Origin of the sequence: Streptomyces sp. AF1A (genome assembly GCF_047340315.1) — a bacterium.
Classification (GTDB): domain Bacteria; phylum Actinomycetota; class Actinomycetes; order Streptomycetales; family Streptomycetaceae; genus Streptomyces.
Map to the genome: position 1 here is coordinate 1 of NZ_JBLEBI010000115.1, position 21,744 is coordinate 21,744.

Here is a 21,744-nt window from a genome sequence, read left to right on the forward strand (position 1 = left end):
ATCCGGCGCCGGGCCGGGGCCTCCTCGTGTGGGACGGGGCCCCGGCCCGGTGGCGTCAGCCGGACAGCACGTCCAGCAGGCGGTCGACGTCCGCCGCGGTGTTGTAGAGGTGGAAGGACGCGCGGAGGTTGCCGGCGCGGTTGGAGACCTCGATGCCGGCGCGGCTCAGTTCCGGCTGGCGGTCGCCGAGCCCGGGGACGGAGACGATCGCCGAGCCGGGGGCGGGCAGCGGCTCGTGGCCGAGGCCGGCGAGTCCGGACCGGAACCGGTCGGCCAGGGCCAGGTCGTGCGCGTGCACGGCGGCCACGCCCAGCTCCTCGATCAGGGCGAGCGAGTGGCGCACCCCCGCGTGGGTGAACAGCGCGGGGCTGACGTCGAACCTCCGGGCGGTGTGGGCGAGTTCGGCCACGGGGCCGTAGCAGCTGTTCCACGGCTCCTCGGCCGCGACCCAGCCCGCGAGCAGCGGGGTCAGCTCGCCGAAGTCCTCGGGCACCACGAGGAAGGCCGCCCCGTGCGGACCGAGCAGCCACTTGAAGGTGGTGGCGACCGTGAAGTCGTACCCCGCGGCCTCCATCGGCAGCCAGCCCGCGGCCTGGGAGAAGTCCACGTAGGTGCGCGCACCGTGGGCGCGGGCCGCCTCGCGCAGGGCGGCCAGGTCGGCGACCCGGCCGTCGGCGGACTGTGCCGCGCTGACCGCGACCAGGGCGGTGCCGGGGCGGACGGACTCGGCGAGCCGCTCCAGCGGCACGGCGCGGACCTTCAGGTCGCCGCGCACATGGAACGGGTTCAGCACGGAGGTGAAGTCGTCCTCCGCGGTGAGCACTTCGGCGCCCGCGGGGAGCGAGGCGGCGATCAGGCCGGTCTGCGCGGCGACCGAGGGACCGGCCGCGACCCGCGCGGCCGGCACCCCGGCCAGCCGGGCGAAGATGGCCCGGGCGGCCTCGACGTCGTCGAACAGCGGGTCCAGCGGGCGGCCCTCGGCCCGGAGCGCCACCGCCCGGTGCAGGGCGGCGACGGTGCGGGCCGGTAGCAGGCCGCTGCTCGCGGTGTTCAGGTAGGTGTTCTTCGGGGTGAACTCGGCCCGGACGAGGCTCTCGAAGGTCTCCATGACCCCACTGTGCGGGTCACGGGAGTCCCCCGTCCATTGCGATTTTCTTCGAGCATCCGATTAGGAAGCCTTATACGACCCCGCCCACCTGCGGTTTCAGCCCTGCTGCGGGACCGCGCACCCGTCCGGGCCGCAGGCGGCCCCGCCCGCCGGGTCCGCCTGGCCGACCGGCTTCAGCGGGGAGCGCTCGCCCCAGGCCTGGGTCAGCGCCTGGGTGAAGACCTCGGCGGGCTGGGCGCCGGAGACGCCGTAGGTGCGGTCGAGGACGAAGAAGGGCACGCCGGTCGCCCCGAGCTGGGCGGCCTCGCGCTCGTCGGCGCGGACCTCGTCGGCGTAGGCGTCCGGGTCGGCCAGCACCTGGCGGGCGGCGTCCGCGTCCAGTCCGGCCTCCACGGCCAGCTCCACCAGGCGCTCGTCGCCCTCGCTGAAGACGGACCGCTCCTCAGCGAAGTTGGCCCGGTACAGGATCTGGATCAGCTCGTCCTGCCGGCCCCGTGCCTTGGCGAGGTGCAGCAGGCGGTGCATGTCGAAGGTGTTGCCGTGGTCGCGGCCCCGCGTGCGGTACTCCAGGCCCTCGGCGGCGGCCTGGGCGCCCAGGTTCTCCTCGCCCGCCTGCGCCTGCGCCTCGCTCATGCCGTACTTCCTGGTCAGCATGGTGATCACCGGCTGCACATCGCCCTTGGCGCGGCCCGGGTCGAGTTCGAAGGAGCGGTGCACCACCTCGACCTCGTCGCGGTGCGGGAAGGCAGCGAGCGCCTTCTCGAAGCGGGCCTTGCCCACGTAGCACCAGGGGCAGGCGATGTCGCTCCAGATCTCGACGCGCATGTCTTCGGCTCTCTCCGGCTCGCAGGGGCGCGGAGGCTCTCTCCGGCCGATCTATGAACGTTCAAGCAGCGCCGATCATTCCCCGTCCGCTCCAGAAGGACTCGTCACCCCTCAGGCCGTACCGCGTACCGCAGGTGGAGATGGTGGTCGCCCTCCGCAGGGGGGTTCTCAGGGTCGGGGGTCCAGCCCTGGCGGGCGTAGAAGGCCTGGGCCCGCCGGTTGTCCACGTGCACGTCGAGCACGGCGGTCCGCCTGCCGTCCGCCCTCCACTCCTCCACGCAGGCCGCGTGCAGGGCCGTGCCGACGCCGGAGCGCCAGCGGCCCGGATCGACGTGGAACTGGAACAGCTTGACCGTCTCGGCGGGGGCGCCCTCGGGCGTGCGGAAGGAGGCGACGCCGATGATCTCGCCCTGTTCGACGACACACAGCACATGGCCGTCGGGCCGCTCGACGGCGCCGCGCCAGGCGGCGGTCCAGTCGGTGCCGTCGTCCGGGAGGCCGTCCGGGTAGTACGTCGCGCGGGCCCGGTGATGCAGCGCGGCGATCCGCTCCGCCTCGGCGGGCAGGGCGGTACGGATGATCGGGGAGCCCGTCACGCGTTCATTGATCACGCAACGGAGGACGCGCCCGCCCTGCGGGCCGGTTCCCGTGCGGCCCGCGCGCTCAGCTCCCGTCGCGCAGGTCGCTCGGCCACGCGGGCCTGAACTCGATGTGGTCGTAGGTGACCACGCAGCCCTCCCCCAGCGGCGACTGGGTCATGAAGCCGACCAGCGCGGCGCCGGTCTCCTCCTCGCCGCCCAGGGTGAAGAGCCGGACGAAGGTCCAGCGCTCGCCGTCGCGGGAGGCGTGGAAGGCGAGGGCCCGCCCGGTCCGGCTGACTCGCAGCCACACCGAACTGCCCTCCACCGTGAAGGAGTTGACGTCGTCGGAGTGGCCCCGGGTGACCACCGTGCAGACCGTGGCCACGTCCGGGGAGTACTCCAGGCAGAGCTTGGCCCAGGCCCGTTCGCCCACGTGGACGTAGAGCGTTCCCGCGTCGAAGCCGGCCCGGAAACCCACGGTGACCCGCGCGATCAGCTGGAAGTCCCCCTCCGGCGCCCCGAGCAGCCGGGGCGCGTCGGAGGCGGGGTCCAGGGCCTCCCCGGTGGGCGTGACGAACCGGTCCTGCCGCGGACCGGCCCAGCCGGTCAGCACGCCGTCCTCGTACGACCAGTGACCGTCGGGGCCGTAGGTGCGCAGCAGGAAGGGCAGTTCGGGGAGCTTCAGATCCATGGTCCGAGTGTCTCAGCTCCCCTGTCCCGCGAACCGGCGTTCAGCGCCCGTTCAGCGCTCCTTCAGCGTGCCCTCAGCGTTCGAGGCGGCCGTTGAACCGGCGGGGCAGCCCGAGCGGGTTGTCGTCGCGCAGCTCGGCGGGCAGCAGTGCCCGGGGGGCGTTCTGGTAGACGACCGGCCGCAGCCAGCGCTCGATCGCGGTGCCGCCCACGGACGTGGAGGTCGAGGTCGTCGCGGGGTAGGGCCCGCCGTGGTGCTGGGCCGGCGCCACGGCGACCCCGGTCGGCCATCCGTTCACCAGCACCCGCCCGGCCAGCGACGTCAGCTCGGCAAGCAGCTCCGCGCCCCGCCCCTCGCCGGCCGCCTCGTCCGAGGACAGCTGGACGGTGGCGGTGAGGTTCCCCGGCAGCCGGGACAGCACGGCCGCGGCCTCCCCCTCGTCGGCATAGCGGGCCACCACGGTGACCGGCCCGAAGCACTCCTCCAGCAGCAGGTCGTGGTCCCCCTGCGCGGTCAGCCTGCTCGCGGGCACGGTGAGGAAGCCCGCGCTGACCGTGTGCTCGCCGCCCGCGCCCGGGGTCACCGGCGACTCCACGTCCGCGAGGTCCGCCCGCTCGCGCACCCCGGCGACGAAGTTGTCCCGCATGCGGTGGTCGAGCAGCACGCCGGCGTCGGTGTCGCTGACGGCGTCCGTCAGGGACTTCACCAGCCGGTCGCCGGCCGCGCCGGACGGCACGAGGACCAGGCCGGGCTTCACGCAGAACTGCCCGACGCCGAGGGTCATCGACCCGGCGAGCCCGGAGCCGATCTCCTCGGCGCGCTCGGCCGCGGCCGCCTCGGTGACCAGGACCGGGTTGAGCGAGCCCAGTTCGCCGTGGAACGGGATCGGCACCGGCCGAGCGGCGGCCGCGTCGAACAGCGCGCGCCCGCCCCGCACCGAACCGGTGAAGCCGGCGGCGGCGACCAGCGGATGCCCGATCAGCTCGATCCCCGCCGCGAAGCCGTGCACCAGGCCGACGACGCCCTCGGGGATGCCGTGCTCGGCGGCGGCCCGGCGCAGCACCTTGGCGACCAGTTCGGACAGGGCCGGGTGGTCGGGGTGGGCCTTGACGACGACCGGGCAGCCCGCGGCCAGCGCGCTCGCCGTGTCGCCGCCGGCGACGGAGAAGGCGAAGGGGAAGTTCGAGGCGGAGTAGACGGCGACGACGCCGAGCGGCACCTTGTAGCGGCGCAGGTCGGGGACGGGCGGGGTGGCGGTGTCGTCGGGGTGGTCGATGATGACGTCGAGGAAGGCGCCCTCGTCGACGAGGTCCGCGAAGGCCCGCAACTGGTAGGTGGTGCGGGCCAGTTCGCCGGTCAGCCGGACCGGGCCGAGGGCCGTCTCGGCGTCCGCGGTCTCGACCAGCCCGTTCTTCGCGGCGTCCAGGCCCGCGGCGGCCGAGCGCAGGAAGGCGGAGCGCACCGCGCGGTCGGCGAGTGCGCCGCGCGCGGCGTGGGCCGCACGGACCGCGGTGTCCACCTCCTGGGCTGTGGCCTCCACCGCAACCTGCTCACGCTGCTTCCCGGTGCGCGGGTCGACACTCCAGACTGGTGCTGCTGCCACCGCGGGTCCCTCCAGTAAGGCCGCAAATCACGCTGTAACTCGGTCACCCATCAGCCGCGTTCGATATACTGAACGCTGTCTCTGATGATGAATGTGCTTTTCGGAGACTACATATCTCGGGTCCTGAATATCCAGGCCCTCGTCGGACGAAGGGGTCAAGGGCGATGACGGCAGGCGACACGGGCGGGGCGCAGGTCAAGTCCGCGGTGCGGACGGTGGAACTGCTGGAGTACTTCGCGGGCCGGCCCGGCATGCACTCCCTGGCGGCCGTCCAGGAGGCCGTGGGCTACCCCAAGTCCAGCCTCTACATGCTGCTGCGCACGCTCGTGGAGCTGGGCTGGGTGGAGACCGACGCCACGGGCACGCGGTACGGCATCGGGGTGCGGGCGCTGCTCGTGGGCACGTCGTACATCGACGGCGACGAGGTGGTGGCGGCCGCCCGCCCGACCCTGGACCGGCTCTCCGACGACACCACGGAGACCATCCACCTGGCCCGGCTCGACGGCACCAACGTCGTCTACCTGGCCACCCGCCAGTCCCAGCACTACCTGCGCCCCTTCACCCGGGTCGGGCGCCGGCTGCCGGCCCACTCCACCTCCCTCGGCAAGGCCATCCTCGCCACGTACTCCGACGAGCAGGTGCGCAAGCTGCTGCCGGAGACGCTGCCCGCGCTCACCGAGAACACCCTCACCGACCGGGAGAAGCTCATCGAGGAGCTGCACCAGGTGCGGGAGCAGGGCTTCGCGGTGGACCGCGAGGAGAACACGCTGGGCCTGCGCTGCTTCGGCGTGGCGATCCCCTACCGCACGCCCGCCCGTGACGCCATCAGCTGCTCGGTGCCGGTGGCCCGGCTGACCCCCGCCCACGAGCAGACGATCAAGGACGCGCTGTTCGACGCGCGGGACCGGCTCGCGCTGGCCACCCGCAGGCTCTGAGCCCCGGGGAGTCGTAGGCTCGGTCCCATGGAGATCGCGCTGCGGCCTGTTCAGGGCAGTGACCTGCCGTTGTTCTTCCGGCAGATGACCGACCCGGAGTCCGTCCGGATGGCCGCGTTCGGCCCCGAGGAGCCGTACGACCGGGACTCCTTCGCGGTCCACTGGCGGCGCCTTTCGGACTCCTCCGACGTGCTGCGCACGGTCCTGGCCGACGGCGCCGTGGCCGGCAACGCCGCGGTCTACGGGACGGCCGGCGAGCGCGAGGTGACGTACTGGATCGACCGCGCGTACTGGGGCCGGGGCGTGGCCACGGCCGCGCTGCGGGCCCTGCTCGCCGAGGTGCCCGAGCGCCCCTTGTACGCGCGGGCGGCGGCCGACAACGGCGCCTCCCTGCGCGTGCTCGCCAAGTGCGGCTTCCGCGAGACGGCCCGGGCCCGGGGGTTCGCGAGCGGGCGGGGGCACGAGATCGACGAGGTCGTGCTGGTCCTGGAGGCCTGACCCGCCCGCTCGATGAGCGCCCGATGAGAAACCCGGGCGTACGGGAACGATTGCCCCCGTCCCGATCGTCTTGTGAGCGGGATGAACAAGACGATCAGACGGGCGTCCGTCTTCACGCTGCTGCTCGTGCTCGCTCTGCTGGTCAGGGCGACCTGGGTGCAGTTCTACGACGGCAAGGCCCTCGCGGACGACAACGACAACCGGCGCAACGCGATCGAGACCTACTCGCGGCCGCTGGGGAACATCATCGTGGCCGGGAACGCGATCACCGGCTCGGCGCGGACGAAGGGCGGCGACCTCGCGTACAAGCGGACGTACACGGACGGCAGGCTGTACGCGGCGGTGACGGGCTACGCCTCGCAGGCCTACGCGCCCACGCAACTGGAGGGCATCTACCAGGACCTGCTCAACGGCACGGACAGCCGCCTGAAGAACGTCATGGACACGCTCACCGGTGAGCGCGCCGACCCGGGCGACGTGATCACCACCATCGATCCCGCGGTGCAGAAGGCGGCCTATCGCGCCCTCGGCGGCAAGAAGGGCGGGGCCGTCGCCATCGACCCGAAGACGGGCAGAATCCTCGCCGTGGTGTCCACGCCGTCGTACGACCCCTCCGCGCTCACCGACGCCAACACGGCCGGCACGGCCTGGAAGAAGCTCAACGCGGACAAGGACAAGCCGCTCACCAACCGCGCCCTGCGCCAGCCGCTGCCGCCGGGCTCGACCTTCAAGCTGGTCGTGGCCGCGGCGGCGCTGGAGGACGGGCTGTACAAGAACGTGGACGAGCACACCGACAGCCCCGACCCCTACACCCCGCCGGGCACGACGCACGTGCTGGTGAACGAGAACACGTCGGCGCCGTGCCGGAACGCCCCCATCCGTGTCGCCCTGCAGTACTCCTGCAACAACGTCTTCGGCCACATGGCGGTCCAGCTCGGCCAGGACAAGGTGCGGGCCATGGCCGAGAAGTTCGGCTTCGACGACGGCAAGCTCGACGTGCCGGTGCGGGCCTACGCCAGCGTGTACCCGTCCGGCATGGACCAGGCGCAGACCGCGCTGTCCGGCATCGGCCAGTTCGACGTCACCGCGACACCGCTGCAGATGGCCATGGTGTCCGCGGCCCTGGCCAACGGGGGCAAGCTGGTCTCGCCGCACATGGTGTCGCAGATCACCGACAGCGGCGGCGATGTGCTGCAGAACTACGACGACGACGTGGACACCAGGCGCATCGTCAGCTCCTCCACCGCCGAGCAGCTCCAGTCGGCCATGGAGACGGTGGTGAAGGACGGCACGGGCACCAACGCGCTGATCGACGGGGTGACCGTCGGCGGCAAGACCGGTACGGCCCAGCACGGCGAGAACAACAGCAAGACGCCGTACGCCTGGTTCACCTCGTTCGGCAGGTCCGGCAGCAGCGGCAAGGAGGTCGCCGTCGCGGTCATGGTCGAGCAGTCCGATGCGGCACGGTCCGAGGTGAGCGGCAACGGGCTGGCGGCGCCGGTGGCCAGGGCGATGATGGAGGCGGCGCTGAAGTGACGCCGGCGCGAGGGCGCCCCTTGGACGGACCGCCCCCGCCGGGTCACTTGACCCCGAGGAGCTGCTCCACGGGGTCGATGGCGAAGTAGACGAGGAACAGCGCCGAGACGGCCCACAGCAGCCAGTTGACCTCCCTGGCCTTGCCGACCACCGTCTTGATGAGGACGTAGGAGAGGAAGCCGGCGCCGATGCCGTCGGTGATGGAGTACGTGAACGGCATCGCGGCGATGGTGACGAACGCCGGGATGGCGATCTCGTACCGGTCCCAGTCGATGTGCCTCACGTGGGTCATCATCAGGAAGCCCACGGCGATCAGCGCGGGCGCCGCCGCCTGGAGCGGGACGATGGTGAGCAGCGGGGCGAGGAAGAGGGCGAGGCCGAACAGGCCGCCGGTGATCAGGTTGGCGAAGCCGGTGCGGGCGCCCTCGCCGACGCCGGCCGCGGACTCGATGTAGGCGGTGTTGGAGGAGGCGGAGCCGAGGCCGCCCGCGACGGCCGCGGCGCCGTCGATGAACAGCACCCGGCCGATGCCGGGCACCTGCCCGTCGTCGTCGAGCAGTCCGGCCTCGGCGCTGATGCCCACGATGGTGCCCATGGCGTCGAAGAAGTCGGACAGGATGAGGGTGAAGACCAGCAGGACGGCGGTCAGGGCGCCGGCCTTGGCGAAGCCGCCGAACAGGCTGAAGTGACCGATGAGCCCGAAGTCCGGGGCGGCGACGACCTTGTCGGGGACCTTCGGGGTGGTCAGGCCCCAGCTCTTGATGTCGGCGATGGCGTTGATGACGATCGCGACGACGGTCATCGTCACGATGCTGATGAGGATCGCGCCCTTCACCTTCCGGGCGAGCAGCGCGATGGTGAGCAGCACGCCGAGGCAGAAGACCAGCACGGGCCAGCCGGTGAGCCGGCCGACCGCGCCGAGCTGGACGGGCACGGTGGTGTTCGCGGCGTCCGGGATGCGGCTGACGAACCCGGCGTCCACGAAGCCGATGAAGGCGATGAACAGGCCGATGCCGACGCCGATGGCCTGCTTCAGCTGCTGCGGGATCGCGTTCATGATCGCCTCGCGGAGCCCGGTGATCACCAGGAGGCATATGACCAGGCCCTCGATGACGACCAGGCCCATCGCGTCGGACCAGCTCATCAGCGGGGCCAACTGGAAGGCGACGACGGCGTTGAGGCCGAGGCCGGCGGCGATGGCGAGGGGCAGGTTGCCGCCGACGCCCATGACGACCGTCATCACGCAGGCCACCAGGGCGGTGGCGGTGACGAGTTGACCGGTGTCGAGGGAGTGCCCGAACTTGTCCTTGGCGCTGCCGAGGATGATCGGATTCAGGACGAGGATGTAGGCCATGGTGAAGAACGTGGCGAACCCGCCGCGTATCTCCCGGCCGAAGGTCGATCCCCGTTCGGAGATTCTGAAATACCGGTCGACGCCGCTGAGGGCAGGTGGCGCGGCGGACCGCCGCTGGTCCACCTTCTGCGTCTCGGACATGGCCCAACTCCTCGTTGCCTGGTGAGCGGTGTGCGGATGCTGGCTGGATTGTTCCCCCGCCGCATCCCGATCAGGTTGTCGCCGTGTTACGGAATGGGGTGCAGGGCCGGCCTCACCGACGAGCGCGCGTCCGCTCCAGGCGCCCCGGGCACGGCCACCGGTCCCCGGCCACCGCGGCAACGACGAGCCCCCGTCACCGGCGCGGTGCTGCCGGTGACGGGGGCGGGGTCGCCCGGTCGGGCTCAGCTGACGAAGTACGTCGGGTTCGGCAGCTTGTAGGCGCGGTCGGCGTAGCCGCCGTCCAGGTCGGAGTACTGGTCGCCGAAGTTGGCGATGATCTCGTACCCGAGGTCGTGCTCGATGTGCTTGCGGGTGCCGGACTTGTACTGGACGGTCGTGCACTTCCAGGCGCCCGGGGTGGCGCAGCCGCTCAGGTAGGCCGGCGGGTTGGCCGCGTCCTTGAGGAACATGTGGCCGGGGTCGAGGTTCACGTCGGCGCCGACCTTCTTCAGGTTCTCGACGGCGCCGGCGCGCTGCGCCTCGGTGAGGCCGGAGTTGTAGAACACCTCGACGCCCTTGGACTGGGCGTAGCGGACCAGTTCGGGGCTGCCGAAGACGGCGGGGCGGTCGGCCCGGTTCACGTAGTCGTTCCACGTGGTGGAGTTGTACGTGTAGTTGTAGCGCTTCTCGTAGTCGAGGCTGAGCAGCAGCGTGTCGTCGATGTCGAACATGACGGCCGGCTTCTCGCCGTGGTGGCGCGCCGTGCGGGCCGCCCTGTCGATGTAGCGCTTGGCGTCGGCGTCGACGCGCGCCAGGTCCTTGGCGTACGGGCTGTCCGGGGACGCCTGGTAGACGCCGTTGCTGTCGGCGGTGGTGCCGTAGTAGGTGTCGATGTCCTTCACCAGGAGCCCGATGTTGTACGGCTCATGGGTCGAGTTGGCCGTCGACTGCCCGGCGGTGGCCGCGCCCGCGCCGTACAGCGCGGCACCGGCGACGACACACGCAGCGCCGACGGCGGTGGCTCTGAGGGACTTCCGCATGGATTCTCCGGATCTGGTGGATGAGAGTGATGTACCAGGTCACCGACTGTCTACGCGCATAACACAGAGATCGCGAGCCTTGTTACCCGATCGATATGCCCGGTCCTGTGCCGACCCGGAGCCCTCTTGGGTCCACCAACGGCTGGATCCCGGCGGGGAGTTCACGGCAGCCGAGGCCGCGCGGGGCACGGGCCGTGGAGGCGTGGGCGCTTCACCTCTTCGCCTGCCAGGTCAGCCGGCGTACGGGGTCCGGCACCTGGTCCGGCCTGGCCGGGAACGCGAAGTCGCAGCCGGTGTCGGCCTGGGTGATCTGCTCGGTGTACAGGGCGCCGTAGCCCCGCTCGTAGCGGGCGGGCGGCGGGTCCACGCGGCGCGCCTGCGGTCCAGCTCCGCGTCGTCCACGTGGAGATGGAGGCGCCGGGCCGCGCGTACTACGCCCGTGGCAGGGCGATCCGTTCACCGTCTCCGAAGAGACCCGTTCACCGCCCAGGCCTCGGACGCCGAACCCTCCTGCCCGGGACGGGCGATGCGCGCGACCCACCCCGAACCAGGGTTCACCGCAGCGGTGTTCGGTCGCGTCGTGAACCGCCCGGCTCGCCGGAGCTCATCGGTGCCGGGCGTCCGCCGTGCGGCCACCGCCACGGCGACCGGCCGCCGCCCAGGCACCACGCCGCGATCACCGGGTCGCACAGCGCGCAGCCGAACGAGGAGTCGTGCGCGAACGGGATGATCGGGTGGCCCTTGAGGTGGTGCACCACGTCCCAGGCCGTGTGCAGCAGCCAGCCGGCGCCGGTCCAGGCCCAGGAGTCCAGGCCCCGGTAGGCCACGCAGGTGGCGACCGCGGTGAACGCGAACTCCCAGCCGCCGAGGCCCCCGCCGCTCAGATAGGCCGCACCCGCGCCGGCGACCATGACCGCGTTGACGCGGCGCCGGTGCGGCTCGTGGATCAGGGACATCAGCAGGACGTAGACGAGACCGATGAGGATCGGGGCGAGGTAGCGCATGCCGCCGACAGTAGGGTCGGGGCACCCCGCGCCCCATGGGCATTCCCGACAGGTTCCGACGGATTGTCGCCGCCCCGACGCCCCGGATAAGGCACCTCACCGATCCGCTCATGCCCTCCTTAGATCCACGATGACCTGGCATGACGACTTCCCTGACCGTGCTCCGGATGCTGCGGGACCGCAACGCCCGGCGCTATCTGGCGGCCGTGGTCGTGTCCGGCTTCGGCACCTCCTCCCTGTGGCTGGCGTCGGGCGTGTGGGTCAAGGACCTCACCGGGTCCGACGGCCTGGCCGCCCTGTGCACGCTCGCCCTGTGGGCCCCCACTCTGGCGGGCCCGGCGCTGGGCGCCGTCGCCGACCGCGTCCGCTGCAAGACCCTGCTGATCACCGGCAACCTGGGCCTGGCCGCTCTGCTGCCCGCCCTGTTCGCCGTGGACGCCCCCGGCCGCGTGTGGCTCCTGTTCGCGGTGCTGGTGGTGTACGGCGCGACCGGCGCGGTGCAGGATGCCGCCGAGTCGGTGCTGGTGACCGCCGCCGTCGGCCCGGAGATGCTCGGCGACTTCAACGGCCTGCGCATGAGCCTCACGGAGGGCATGAAGCTCGTCGCCCCGCTGACCGGGGCGAGTCTGTACGCGGCCTGCGGCGGACCGGCCGTCGCCTGCCTGGACGCGGTCACCTTCGTCCTGGCCGCCGGGCTGTGCGCCCTGCTGCGCGTGCGCGAGGAGCGGCCCGCCGGGTCCGGCGGGCCCTGGCGGCAGCAGACCGCCGAGGGCGTCCGGTACCTGCGGGGGCGGCCCGGACTGCGCGCACTGGTCCGGGCGGGCGGCACGACGATGTTCCTCGCCTCGCTGAGCAGCACGACGCTGTACGCCGTCGTGGACCGCCTCGGCCACGCCCCCAGCTACACCGGCGTGCTGTACGCCGTGCAGGGCGTCGGATCGGTGGCGGTCGGCCTGGTCTCCGGCCCGGGGCTGCGCCGGCTCGGCGCCCACCGGTTCGCGGCGGCGGGGATCGCCCTGACGGGCCTGGCGGTGATGGCGCGGGCCGTGCCGTCCGACGCGCCGGCCCTGGCCGCCGGCGCGGCGAGCGGTCTGGGGCTGCCCTGTGTGCTGATCGCCGCGCTCACCGCCGTCCAGCGGGAGACCCCCGGTCCGCTGCTGGGCCGCGCGACGGCCACCGCGAACACGCTGATGTTCACCCCGAACGTGCTGGGTCTCGCCGTCGGGGCCGGCCTGGTCGAACTGGCCGGCCCCGCGTGGCTGTTGCCCTGCTACGGACTCGCGCTGCTGGCGACGGCGGTCCCGCTCGCTCAGCGCGCCGCCAGTGCCTCGCGCACGGCCGCGAGGTCGCCGTCCGACGCCAACCCGGCGTGATACAGCCGCAGTTCGGTCGCGCCGTGCGCCCGCGCGCGCGCCGCGTCCGCCGCGAGCGTGCCGGGGCTGCCGCCCATCCCGGTGACGACCGTGAAGTTGGCGGCCACGACGGTCCCCTCTCGCGCCTGCTCGGCGAACGGCGCCAGCAGGTCCGTGCCGCCGGTGCAGGGGACCACGACGCCGTCGGCCACGGACAGGACGTGGGCCGGGTCGGCGCCCGCGTTGGCGCCGCAGTGGTAGGAGACCGGGTCGGCGTGCAGCAGGACCCGGAAGCCGTCGGGCGCGGCCGCGCGGACGGCGGCGACGGCCTCCTCCTGCAGGGTGCGGGCGGTGTCGTCGCGCCACGCGCGCGTGGCGGCCGCCGTGTCCTCGCCGAGCAGCTTGCCGACCGTCGGCCAGCCCGCGTCGTCGGCCTCGCCCCGCCACAGCGGCTCCAGGGCGGCGCGCACCCGGGCGGCCAGCTCGTCCGCGTCGAGGCCGTGCGCGCCGTACCCGGCGCGGCAGGACGGGCAGAAGCACAGGGACATCAGATACTGCCCGGCGTCGCCGAGACCGACGCCGGAGGTCTTGTCGTGGGCGTGCAGGTGCTGCAGCCCGTACCAGCCGAGGGACTCCAGCTCGGTGCCGCGCGCGCCGGGGCGCACTGCGGCCTCGGCGGCCAGGTCGACGAGGTAGGCGCGCGTGGCCGGCTGGGCGATGCAGGGCGCCCACGGGTAGGGGTCGCCGTAGGCGTTGACGACGGAGGTGTCCGGGTGCTCGGCGCCGAGGCGGGAGTTGTGCGCGAGGACCACCCAGGTGTGCACCTCCAGACCGGCGTCGCTGAGCGCGCCCGCCGCCCGGCCGTAGGCGTCGCCGGGGGCCCAGCGGCCTGCCGGGTAAGGTCGCAGGCCGCGGCCCGCCCAGCGCTCGCCCGCCGGGTAGAGGACGGCCGCGTACTCGGCGGTGACGATGCGGTGGCGGGGGTGCCGGGGGGTCAGGGCGCGGGTGGAGTGGTAGGCGGCGGCGAGGGTGACCTGCTCGACGCCGAGTCCTGCGATGCGCGCGGGGGCCTCGGGGTCCCCGTCCACGTCCCAGGGGTAGACGAACGCCGACGCCTTCACGCGGTCTCCTCCCGCAGCGGGGAACGGTACGGGCTCACGCGTCCTCCTCCAGCAGCGCGTGGCCCCGCTCGATCAGCTGGGCGAGCTGTTTGACGTGGTCCTCGGCCGGCTCGTGCAGCGGGGGCCGGACCTCGCCGACGTCCAGGCCGCGCAGCCGCACCCCGGCCTTGACGAGGGAGACGGCGTAGCCGCGGCCCTCGGCGCGCAGTTCGACGAACGGGCGGTAGAAGCCGTCCAGGAGGCGCCGGACGGTGGCCGTGTCGTCCGCGGCCAGGGCGCGGAAGTGGGCGAGGGCGATCTTTGGCGCGAAGCAGAAGACGGCGGAGGAGTACAGGGTGATGCCGAGGGCGCGGTAGGCGAGCTGGGTCTGCTCCGCGGTGGGCAGCCCGTTGAAGTACAGGAAGTCGCCGGGGACCTCGGTGCGCACGGCGCTGACGATCCGCTGCATGAGGTCAAGGTCGCCGAGGCCGTCCTTGAGGCCGACGATGCCGTCGGTGCGGGCGAGTTCGACCACGGTCCGCGGGGTGAACACCGCGTTGTCGCGCTGGTAGACGATGACCGGCAGGGCGGTGGCCGCGGCGATCTCCCGGTAGTGCCGCAGCAGTCCCTCCTGGCCGGCGAGGACGAGGTACGGCGGCATGGCGAGGAGGCCGTCGGCGCCCGCCCGCTCGGCCAGCCGCGCGTAGCGGACGGCGAGTGCGGTGCCGTAGCCGGCGGCCGCGACGACCGGGACGCGCCCCCCGGCCGCCTCGACGGCCGTCCGGACGCAGACCTCGAACTCCTCCGGCAGCAGGGCGTGGAACTCGCCGGTGCCGCAGCAGGCGAACACGGCGGCGGCGCCGGCCGCGACGCCGCGGCTCACATGGGTGCGGTAGACGTCGAGGTCGAGCGAGCCGTCGGGGCCGAAGGCCGTGACGGGGAAGAAGAGCGGCCCGCTCGGGTCATGGAGCCGGGCGGCGAGAGGGGCAGACGTCACGGGCGCTCCCTGTCAGTGCATGTTTCTGATCGGCGTCTATATTTCTGAACGATCTCACGCTACGGGCCCGCAATGGAGCCGGTCAAGCGCCCGAACGGGCATCACGGCGGCGGATTCGCCCCGCTCAGGGCACACTTGACGGGCCCGATCGCCGCTCCCTAGCGTGTCCATGAATATGAACCATGTCCATGCATGCGGCCGTTGACGTCAAGGAGATCGAAGGATGCCCGCTCCCCGCACCGTTCTGCTCACCGGCGCCGCCGGCGGGCTCGGCACCCTGATGCGGTCCCTGCTGCCGGAGTACGGCTACAGCCTGCGCCTGTTCGACGTGCGCCCCATCGAGGACGCGCCGGACGCGATCACCGCGGACCTCGCCGACACCGGGGCGCTGCGCGAGGCGGTGCGGGGCGTGGACGCGGTCCTCCACCTGGCGGGCATCTCCCTGGAAGCTCCCTTCGAGAAGATCCTGAAGTCGAACATCGAGGGCACCTACCACCTGTACGAGGCCGCGCGCCTGGAGGGCGTGCCCCGGATCGTGTTCGCCTCCTCCAACCACGCCGTCGGCTTCACCCCGGCCCCGCGCGGGGGCGGCCCGCTGATCCCCGTCGACACCCCGCGCCGCCCGGACACCTTCTACGGCCTGTCGAAGTCCTTCGGCGAGGACCTGGCCCAGCTGTACTGGGACAAGCACGGCCTGGAGACCGTCTCCGTGCGCATCGGCTCCTGCTTCCCGGAGCCGACCAGCGTGCGCATGCTCTCGGTGTGGATGAGCCCGGCCGACGGCGCCCGCCTCTTCCACGCGGCCCTGACCGCCGAGAACGTCGGCCACACGGTCGTCTACGGCTCCTCGGCCAACACCCGCCTGTGGTGGGACCTGGGCAGCGCGCGGGCGCTCGGCTACGAGCCGCAGGACGACTCCGAGCCCTACGCCGAGAAGCTGATCGCCGAGCAGGGCGAGCTGGACCCCTCGAACCCCGCCCACAGCCACCTGGGCGGCCACTTCGTGAGCGACCCGCCGATCTGGCCGTACTGAGGCCCCGGGAGGGCGACGAGCGGCGGAAAACGATCGCCAGGACGGCGGGCGGGCACACAACGGGCCCGCCCGCCGGCGCATTCGGGCACGGAAGCCGCCCGATCTCACCCCCTCGCGCGCAGCCGCGCAGGTCCGAGACGGGCACGCCCATGGCGAAACGGTCGCATACGGGCAGCAACGGATGCGCAACAGACCTGGTCAGCGCCGGGCACCGGCGGTAAAACATTCCCCCGTAGGCCCCACCGGGCCCGAACGGGCAGTGAGCGAGTGAGCACGGAAGCAGGTGTCGGCCATGACGGCGAATCCCGCGAGGACGGCCGAAGAGCGCCAGCGCGAGATCGTGCGGGTCGCCCGCGCCACCGGCTCCGTCGACGTCACCGCGCTCGCGGCCGAGCTGGGCGTGGCCAAGGAGACCGTACGAAGGGATCTGCGCGCGCTGGAGGACCACGGACTGGTGCGCCGCACCCACGGCGGCGCCTATCCCGTGGAGAGCGCCGGCTTCGAGACGACGCTGGCCTTCCGCGCCACCAGCCACGTGCCCGAGAAGCGCCGGATCGCGGCCGCCGCGGCCGAGCTGCTCGGTGACGCCGAGACGGTCTTCGTCGACGAGGGGTTCACCCCGCAGCTGATCGCCGAGGCGCTGCCCAGGGACCGGCCGCTGACCGTGGTCACCGCGTCCCTGCCCGTCGCCGGCGCGCTCGCCGAGGCCCAGAACACGTCGGTGCTGCTGCTGGGCGGCCGGGTCCGGCACGGCACGCTGGCGACCGTCGACCACTGGACGACGAAGATGCTGGCCGGGTTCGTCATCGATCTGGCGTACATCGGAGCCAACGGCATCTCGCGCGAACACGGGCTGACCACGCCCGACCCCGCGGTCAGCGAGGTCAAGGCCCAGGCCATCCGCGCCGCACGCCGAACGGTCTTCGCGGGCGTGCACACCAAGTTCGGGGCGGTGAGCTTCTGCCGGTTCGCGGAGATCGGCGAGCTGGAAGCCATCGTCACCAGCACGCTGCTGCCCTCCTCCGAAGCCCACCGCTACTCGCTGCAGGGCCCGCAGGTCATCCGCGCCTGACGTACCCGACCCCGTCCCCCCGGGGGCACACCCACACCCGTGGGCGCCCCTTGTCTCCCCATAGGTCCAGGAGCACCCCATGCGAACCCAGAGCCGACGCATCCCCCGCCCCCTGTTCGCGGTGGCCGCCGCAGGAACGCTGATCACTCCGCTGCTCGCCGGCTGCTCGGGCGCCGGCGGCGCCGGCGGTGGGGCCTCGGCGCACTCCATCAACGTCCTGATGGTGAACAACCCCCAGATGGTGGAGCTGCAGAAGCTCACCGCCGCCAACTTCACGAAGGACACCGGCATCAAGGTGAACTTCACCGTCCTGCCGGAGAACGACGTCAGAGACAAGATCAGCCAGGACTTCGCCAACCAGGCGGGCCAGTACGACGTCGCCACGCTCAGCAACTACGAGATACCGATCTACGCCAAGAACGGCTGGCTGCAGCCGATGGACTCGTACGTCAAGCGCGACACCGCCTTCGACCAGCAGGACATCCTCGCCCCGATGCGGCAGGCCCTCACCGCCGCGGACGGCAAGCTGTACGGCGAGCCCTTCTACGGCGAGTCCTCCTTCCTGATGTACCGCAAGGACGTCTTCCAGAAGAAGCACCTGACCATGCCGGCCAAGCCCACCTGGCAGCAGGTCGCCGACCTGGCCGCCAAGGCGGACGGCGCCGAGCCCGGGATGAAGGGCATCTGTCTGCGCGGGCTGCCCGGCTGGGGCGAGGTCATGGCCCCGCTGACCACGGTCGTCAACACCTTCGGCGGCACCTGGTTCGACAAGAACTGGAAGGCGCAGGTGGACTCCCCGGCGTTCAAGCGCGCCACGCAGTTCTACGTCGACCTGGTGCGCAAGCACGGTGAGTCCGGCGCCGCGCAGTCCGGCTTCGCCGAGTGCCTGAACGACATGACGCAGGGCAAGACGGCGATGTGGTACGACGCCACGTCCGGCGCGGGTTCGCTGGAGGCCTCCGGCTCCAAGGTCAAGGGCAAGATCGGGTACGTCCCCGCCCCGGTCGAGAAGACGAGCAGCTCCGGCTGGCTCTACACCTGGGCGTGGGGCATCCAGAAGGCGTCCAAGCACGCCGACGACGCCTGGAAGTTCATCTCGTGGGCGTCCAGCAAGGACTACGAGAAGCTCGTGGGCGAGAAGGCGGGCTGGGCCAACGTGCCGGCCGGCAAGCGCTCGTCGACGTACGACAACCCGGACTACCGCAAGGAGGCGGCCGCCTTCGCGGACGTCACCCGCAGCGCCATCGCCAGTGCCAAGCCGAACGACCCGGGTGTGCAGCCCCGCCCGGTGCCCGGCATCCAGTTCGTGGACATCCCCGAGTTCACCGACCTGGGCACCAAGGTCTCCCAGGAGATCAGCTCCGCGATCGCGGGACGGGAGTCCGTGGACAGCGCGCTGCAGAAGTCGCAGCGGCTCGCCGAGGCCGTCGCCAAGAAGTACGAGGGGTCATGACCGTCACCACCTCCGCCCGGGTCGCCGCCGCCACCGCGCGGCCGGCGACCCGGCCGCCGAACCGTATGCGCGCGTGGGCCACCCGGGCGCCGCTGCTGCCCGCGCTGGTCTTCATGATCGTAGTGACCCAGCTGCCGTTCGTGGCGACGCTGGTGATCTCGTTCTTCGACTGGAACGCCCTCTACCCGAAGGACCGTCACTTCACCGGCCTCGGCAACTACAGCCAGGTCCTGTCCGACCCCGATCTGCGCCACTCGGTGTGGACGACGGTCCTGCTCACGGTCACCGTGGTCCTGGTCAGCCTGGTCCTGGGCCTGGGCATCGCGCTGCTGCTCAACCGGAGATTCCGGGGCCGCGGCGTGGTGCGCACGCTGCTGATCGCCCCGTTCCTGGTGGTGCCGGTGGCCGCCGCACTGCTGTGGAAGCACGTTCTCTACAACCCCGAGTACGGCCTGTTCAACGGGTTGCTGCACTATGTGGGCGGACCCCAGCCGGACTGGATCTCCAGCACGCCGCTGCTCGCGGTCGAGGCCTCTCTGGTGTGGCAGTGGACGCCGTTCATGATGCTGATCCTGCTGGCGGGGCTGCAGAGCCGTGACCCCGAGCAGCTCGAGGCCGCGCGGGTGGACGGCGCCAACGAGTGGCAGGTCTTCCGCCATCTGACGCTCCCGCACCTGCGCCGCTACCTCGAACTCGGCGCCCTGCTGGGCTCGATCTACATCGTCCAGAACTTCGACGCGGTCTTCACGATCACGTCCGGCGGCCTGGGCACCGCCAATCTCCCCTACACCGTGTACCAGAGCTTCTACCAGGCCCACGAGAACGGCCTCGCCTCGGCCGCGGGCGTGCTGGTGGTCATCGGCTCGATCGTCATCGCGACCTTCGCCCTGCGCGTGGTGTCGTCCCTGTTCCGCGAGGAGGTGTCCCGCGCATGAGCGACGTCGCCGTACGCGTCCGCAGCCGCCGCGGAGCGGGACTGGGCCTGCTGGCCTGGCTGGTCGGTCTGCTGTTCTTCCTGCCCATCGCGTGGATGGCCCTGACCTCCTTCCACTCGGAGTCGGACGCCGCCACCAATCCGCCGTCCTTCGGGGCCGCCCTGACCCTGGACAGCTACCGGGAGTTCTTCGGCGCGGGCGGCGGCGCGAGTCCCTGGCCCGCACTGATCAACTCGGCCACGGCGTCGGTGGCCTCGACGCTCCTCGTCCTGCTGCTCGCCCTCCCGGCCGCCTACGCGCTGTCCATCCGGCGGGTGCGCAAGTGGACCGACGTCCTGTTCTTCTTCCTGTCGACGAAGATGCTGCCGGCGGTGGCCGGCCTGCTGCCGATCTACCTGTTCGCCAAGAACGCCGGGCTGCTCGACAACATCTGGCTGCTCGTCATCCTGTACACCTCGATGAACCTGCCGATCGCCGTGTGGATGATGCAGTCCTTCCTCGCCGAGGTCCCGGTGGCGGTGATCGAGGCGGCGCAGATCGACGGCGCCCGGCTGCCGACCGTCCTCGCGCGCGTGGTGGCCCCCATCGCCCTGCCCGGCATCGCCGCCACCTCCCTGATCTGCTTCATCTTCAGCTGGAACGAGCTGCTGTTCGCCCGGGTTCTCACGGGCGTGGTCGCCGAGACCGCCCCCGTCTTCCTGACCGGCTTCATCACCAGCCAGGGCCTGTTCCTGGCCAAGGTGTGCGCCGCGTCGCTCGTCATCTCCCTGCCGGTGCTCGCCGCGGGGTTCGCCGCCCAGGACAAGCTGGTCCAGGGCCTGTCGTTGGGAGCCGTGAAATGAAGGCCGCCGTCATCGAGTCCGTGGGCCGTGCCGTCGTCACCGAGGTCCCGGACCCGACGCCCGGACCGCGCGAGGTCGTGGTCGAAGTGGCGGCGTGCGGCCTGTGCGGCACGGACCTGCACATCCTCCAGGGCGAGTTCGCGCCCAAGCTGCCGATCGTCCCCGGGCACGAGTTCGCCGGCGAGGTGGTCGGGGTGGGTGCCCAGGTCACCGAGGTGGCGATCGGCGACCGTGTGGCCGTCGACCCCTCCCTGTACTGCTACGAGTGCCGCTACTGCCGCATCGGCCACAACAACATGTGCGAGCGGTGGGCCGCGATCGGCGTGACCACGGCCGGCGGGGCGGCGCAGTACGCGGTGGCCCCGGTCGCGAACTGCGTGAAACTCCCCGAGCACGTCCGCACCGAGGACGCGGCGCTGATCGAACCGCTCTCCTGCGCGGTGCGCGGCTACGACGTGCTGCAGTCCCGCCTGGGCGCCCACGTCCTGATCTACGGCTCCGGAACGATGGGCCTGATGATGCTGGAGCTGGCCAAGCGGACGGGCGCGGCGAGCGTGGACGTGGTGGACGTGAACCCGGCGCGCCTGGAAACGGCCCGGCAGCTGGGCGCCTCGGCGTCCGCGGCGAGCCCCGACGAGCTCGACCGCCCCCAGGGCTGGGACCTGGTCGTGGACGCGACGGGCAACGCGGCGGCCATCCAGGACGGCCTGGGCCGGGTGGCCAAGGCGGGCACGTTCCTCCAGTTCGGGGTCGCCGACTACGCGACCCGGGTGACCATCGATCCGTACCGCATCTACAACCAGGAGATCACCATCACCGGCTCCATGGCGGTGCTGCACAGCTTCGAGCGGGCGGCCGAGCTGTTCGCGAACGGGGTGCTGGACCCGCAGGTGTTCATCAGCGACCGGATCCCGCTGGACCGCTACCCGGAGGCGCTGAGCCAGTTCGCGGCGGGCGTGGGCCGGAAGATCGTGGTCGTGCCGTAGGCGGGCCGGCGGGCGGCCCGGCACGTTCCGGCGGGTACTTCCGGAACGTGCTTTCGGCGGGTACTTCCGTCCGGCGGTTTCCGGAGGGCGGTTCCGGCTCATCCGTCCGGCCGACGGTTCCGGCTGGTAAGGGAACGGTAAAACGGTCTCGTTCGTTGACCCGGCATGACAGCTATGACCCCTGGCTCGAACGTCCCGCTTCCCGCCGCGCGCGTCACGGTGGACGTGGCCGCTCCGGTGCGGCTGGACGTCTCGGGCCTGCTGCTCACCGCCGACGGCAAGGTGCGCTCGGACGACGACTTCATCTTCTACAACCAGCCGGCCGGGCCGGGCGTGACGTACCGGCCGGGCGGCGGTGCCGGGCCGGACGCGATCACGGTCGACACCGCCGCCGTGCCGCCGGACATCGACAAGATCGTGGTCACGGCCAGCCCGGACGCGGCCGGCCAGACCTTCCAGGGCATCGAGCCGACGGCCACGATCCGCGACGCGGACGGCGGCGCGGTGCTGGCGACGTTCACCCCGCCGCAGCTCGGCGCGGAGACGGCGCTGGTCGTCGTCGAGATCTACCGCAGGGGCGGCCAGTGGAAGGCCCGCGCCGTCGGCCAGGGGTACGCCAACGGGCTGGCCGGCATCGCGACGGACTTCGGCGTGACGG

The 21,744-nt window shown here is 72.1% G+C and carries 21 protein-coding genes and 1 pseudogene; 11 read left to right on the plus strand and 11 right to left on the minus strand.

Annotated features, from left to right (window positions below; translation table 11 throughout):
• Positions 1-55: 55 nt before the first annotated feature.
• The 5 genes from ACLU3S_RS25210 to ACLU3S_RS25230 all read right to left on the minus strand — a co-directional run bounded on the left by ACLU3S_RS25210 (position 56) and on the right by ACLU3S_RS25230 (position 4,808).
• Complete coding sequence (locus ACLU3S_RS25210; RefSeq protein ID WP_413954234.1) at positions 56-1,108, minus strand: aminotransferase class V-fold PLP-dependent enzyme; 1,053 nt, start codon at positions 1,106-1,108, stop codon at positions 56-58.
• A gap of 96 nt (positions 1,109-1,204) precedes the next feature.
• Positions 1,205-1,933: a DsbA family oxidoreductase gene (locus tag ACLU3S_RS25215; RefSeq protein WP_413954235.1), complete on the minus strand. Its 729-nt coding sequence runs from the start codon at positions 1,931-1,933 to the stop codon at positions 1,205-1,207.
• Positions 1,934-2,037: 104 nt separating this feature from the next.
• On the minus strand, positions 2,038-2,544 hold the full coding sequence (locus ACLU3S_RS25220; protein ID WP_413954236.1) for an N-acetyltransferase family protein: 507 nt from the start codon (positions 2,542-2,544) through the stop codon (positions 2,038-2,040).
• A 52-nt stretch (positions 2,545-2,596) separates the two neighbouring features.
• Entirely contained in the window at positions 2,597-3,205 is a 609-nt protein-coding gene (locus ACLU3S_RS25225; RefSeq protein WP_413954237.1) for a DUF1349 domain-containing protein, read from the minus strand.
• Positions 3,206-3,278: 73 nt separating this feature from the next.
• Complete coding sequence (locus ACLU3S_RS25230) at positions 3,279-4,808, minus strand: aldehyde dehydrogenase (NADP(+)) (protein ID WP_413954238.1); 1,530 nt, start codon at positions 4,806-4,808, stop codon at positions 3,279-3,281.
• A gap of 164 nt (positions 4,809-4,972) precedes the next feature.
• Here ACLU3S_RS25230 and ACLU3S_RS25235 point away from each other — a divergent pair, with 164 nt between their 5' ends.
• The 3 genes from ACLU3S_RS25235 (at position 4,973) to ACLU3S_RS25245 (ending at position 7,777) form a co-directional block, all read left to right on the plus strand.
• A complete protein-coding gene (locus ACLU3S_RS25235) occupies positions 4,973-5,743 on the plus strand; it encodes an IclR family transcriptional regulator (protein WP_413954239.1) in 771 nt (256 codons plus the stop codon).
• Positions 5,744-5,770: 27 nt separating this feature from the next.
• Positions 5,771-6,241: a GNAT family N-acetyltransferase gene (locus ACLU3S_RS25240; protein WP_413954240.1), complete on the plus strand. Its 471-nt coding sequence runs from the start codon at positions 5,771-5,773 to the stop codon at positions 6,239-6,241.
• 81 nt (positions 6,242-6,322) lie between these two features.
• Positions 6,323-7,777, plus strand: a complete 1,455-nt coding sequence (locus ACLU3S_RS25245) for a peptidoglycan D,D-transpeptidase FtsI family protein (RefSeq protein WP_413954241.1) — start codon at positions 6,323-6,325, stop codon at positions 7,775-7,777.
• Positions 7,778-7,820: 43 nt separating this feature from the next.
• Here the strand turns inward: ACLU3S_RS25245 and ACLU3S_RS25250 are convergent, their stop codons facing one another.
• The 4 genes and pseudogenes from ACLU3S_RS25250 to ACLU3S_RS25265 all read right to left on the minus strand — a co-directional run bounded on the left by ACLU3S_RS25250 (position 7,821) and on the right by ACLU3S_RS25265 (position 11,316).
• A complete protein-coding gene (locus tag ACLU3S_RS25250) occupies positions 7,821-9,272 on the minus strand; it encodes an NCS2 family permease (RefSeq protein WP_413954242.1) in 1,452 nt (483 codons plus the stop codon).
• 242 nt (positions 9,273-9,514) lie between these two features.
• A complete protein-coding gene (locus ACLU3S_RS25255; RefSeq protein WP_413954243.1) occupies positions 9,515-10,312 on the minus strand; it encodes an HAD family acid phosphatase in 798 nt (265 codons plus the stop codon).
• A 211-nt stretch (positions 10,313-10,523) separates the two neighbouring features.
• Positions 10,524-10,735, minus strand: a pseudogene (locus ACLU3S_RS25260) (dihydroxy-acid dehydratase); the annotation flags it as partial.
• A gap of 131 nt (positions 10,736-10,866) precedes the next feature.
• The gene (locus tag ACLU3S_RS25265) at positions 10,867-11,316 is read right to left on the minus strand and encodes a DUF6010 family protein (RefSeq protein WP_413954244.1); all 450 of its coding nucleotides are present in this window, start codon (positions 11,314-11,316) and stop codon (positions 10,867-10,869) included.
• A 140-nt stretch (positions 11,317-11,456) separates the two neighbouring features.
• On the opposite strand from ACLU3S_RS25265, the gene ACLU3S_RS25270 reads away from it, so the two are divergent.
• Positions 11,457-12,689 (plus strand): MFS transporter, encoded by a 1,233-nt coding sequence (locus ACLU3S_RS25270; protein ID WP_413954245.1) that lies wholly within the window; start codon positions 11,457-11,459, stop codon positions 12,687-12,689.
• Here the strand turns inward: ACLU3S_RS25270 and ACLU3S_RS25275 are convergent.
• Together ACLU3S_RS25275 and ACLU3S_RS25280 are read right to left on the minus strand one after the other, a co-directional pair.
• Positions 12,626-13,789, minus strand: a complete 1,164-nt coding sequence (locus ACLU3S_RS25275) for a hypothetical protein (RefSeq protein ID WP_413954246.1) — start codon at positions 13,787-13,789, stop codon at positions 12,626-12,628. The genes ACLU3S_RS25270 and ACLU3S_RS25275 overlap by 64 nt on opposite strands.
• Before the next feature lie 34 nt (positions 13,790-13,823).
• Entirely contained in the window at positions 13,824-14,765 is a 942-nt protein-coding gene (locus tag ACLU3S_RS25280) for a 5-dehydro-4-deoxyglucarate dehydratase (RefSeq protein WP_413954247.1), read from the minus strand.
• A 223-nt stretch (positions 14,766-14,988) separates the two neighbouring features.
• On the opposite strand from ACLU3S_RS25280, the gene ACLU3S_RS25285 reads away from it, so the two are divergent.
• The 7 genes from ACLU3S_RS25285 to ACLU3S_RS25315 all read left to right on the plus strand — a co-directional run.
• Positions 14,989-15,798 carry an NAD-dependent epimerase/dehydratase family protein gene (locus tag ACLU3S_RS25285; protein WP_413954248.1) on the plus strand — a complete coding sequence of 270 codons (810 nt, stop codon included), beginning with the start codon at positions 14,989-14,991 and terminating at the stop codon, positions 15,796-15,798.
• A 292-nt stretch (positions 15,799-16,090) separates the two neighbouring features.
• Complete coding sequence (locus ACLU3S_RS25290) at positions 16,091-16,870, plus strand: DeoR/GlpR family DNA-binding transcription regulator (RefSeq protein WP_413954249.1); 780 nt, start codon at positions 16,091-16,093, stop codon at positions 16,868-16,870.
• A 79-nt stretch (positions 16,871-16,949) separates the two neighbouring features.
• Positions 16,950-18,323 carry an ABC transporter substrate-binding protein gene (locus tag ACLU3S_RS25295; protein WP_413954250.1) on the plus strand — a complete coding sequence of 458 codons (1,374 nt, stop codon included), beginning with the start codon at positions 16,950-16,952 and terminating at the stop codon, positions 18,321-18,323.
• Positions 18,320-19,258 (plus strand): carbohydrate ABC transporter permease, encoded by a 939-nt coding sequence (locus tag ACLU3S_RS25300; protein WP_413954251.1) that lies wholly within the window; start codon positions 18,320-18,322, stop codon positions 19,256-19,258. Before ACLU3S_RS25295 ends, ACLU3S_RS25300 begins: the two co-directional genes overlap by 4 nt.
• A complete protein-coding gene (locus ACLU3S_RS25305; protein WP_413954252.1) occupies positions 19,255-20,100 on the plus strand; it encodes a carbohydrate ABC transporter permease in 846 nt (281 codons plus the stop codon). Before ACLU3S_RS25300 ends, ACLU3S_RS25305 begins: the two co-directional genes overlap by 4 nt.
• Entirely contained in the window at positions 20,097-21,086 is a 990-nt protein-coding gene (locus tag ACLU3S_RS25310; RefSeq protein WP_413954253.1) for a zinc-dependent alcohol dehydrogenase family protein, read from the plus strand. The genes ACLU3S_RS25305 and ACLU3S_RS25310 overlap by 4 nt, the downstream gene beginning before the upstream one ends.
• Positions 21,087-21,260: 174 nt before the next feature.
• On the plus strand, positions 21,261-21,744 hold a 484-nt coding region (locus ACLU3S_RS25315), incomplete at its 3' end, for a TerD family protein (RefSeq protein WP_413954254.1).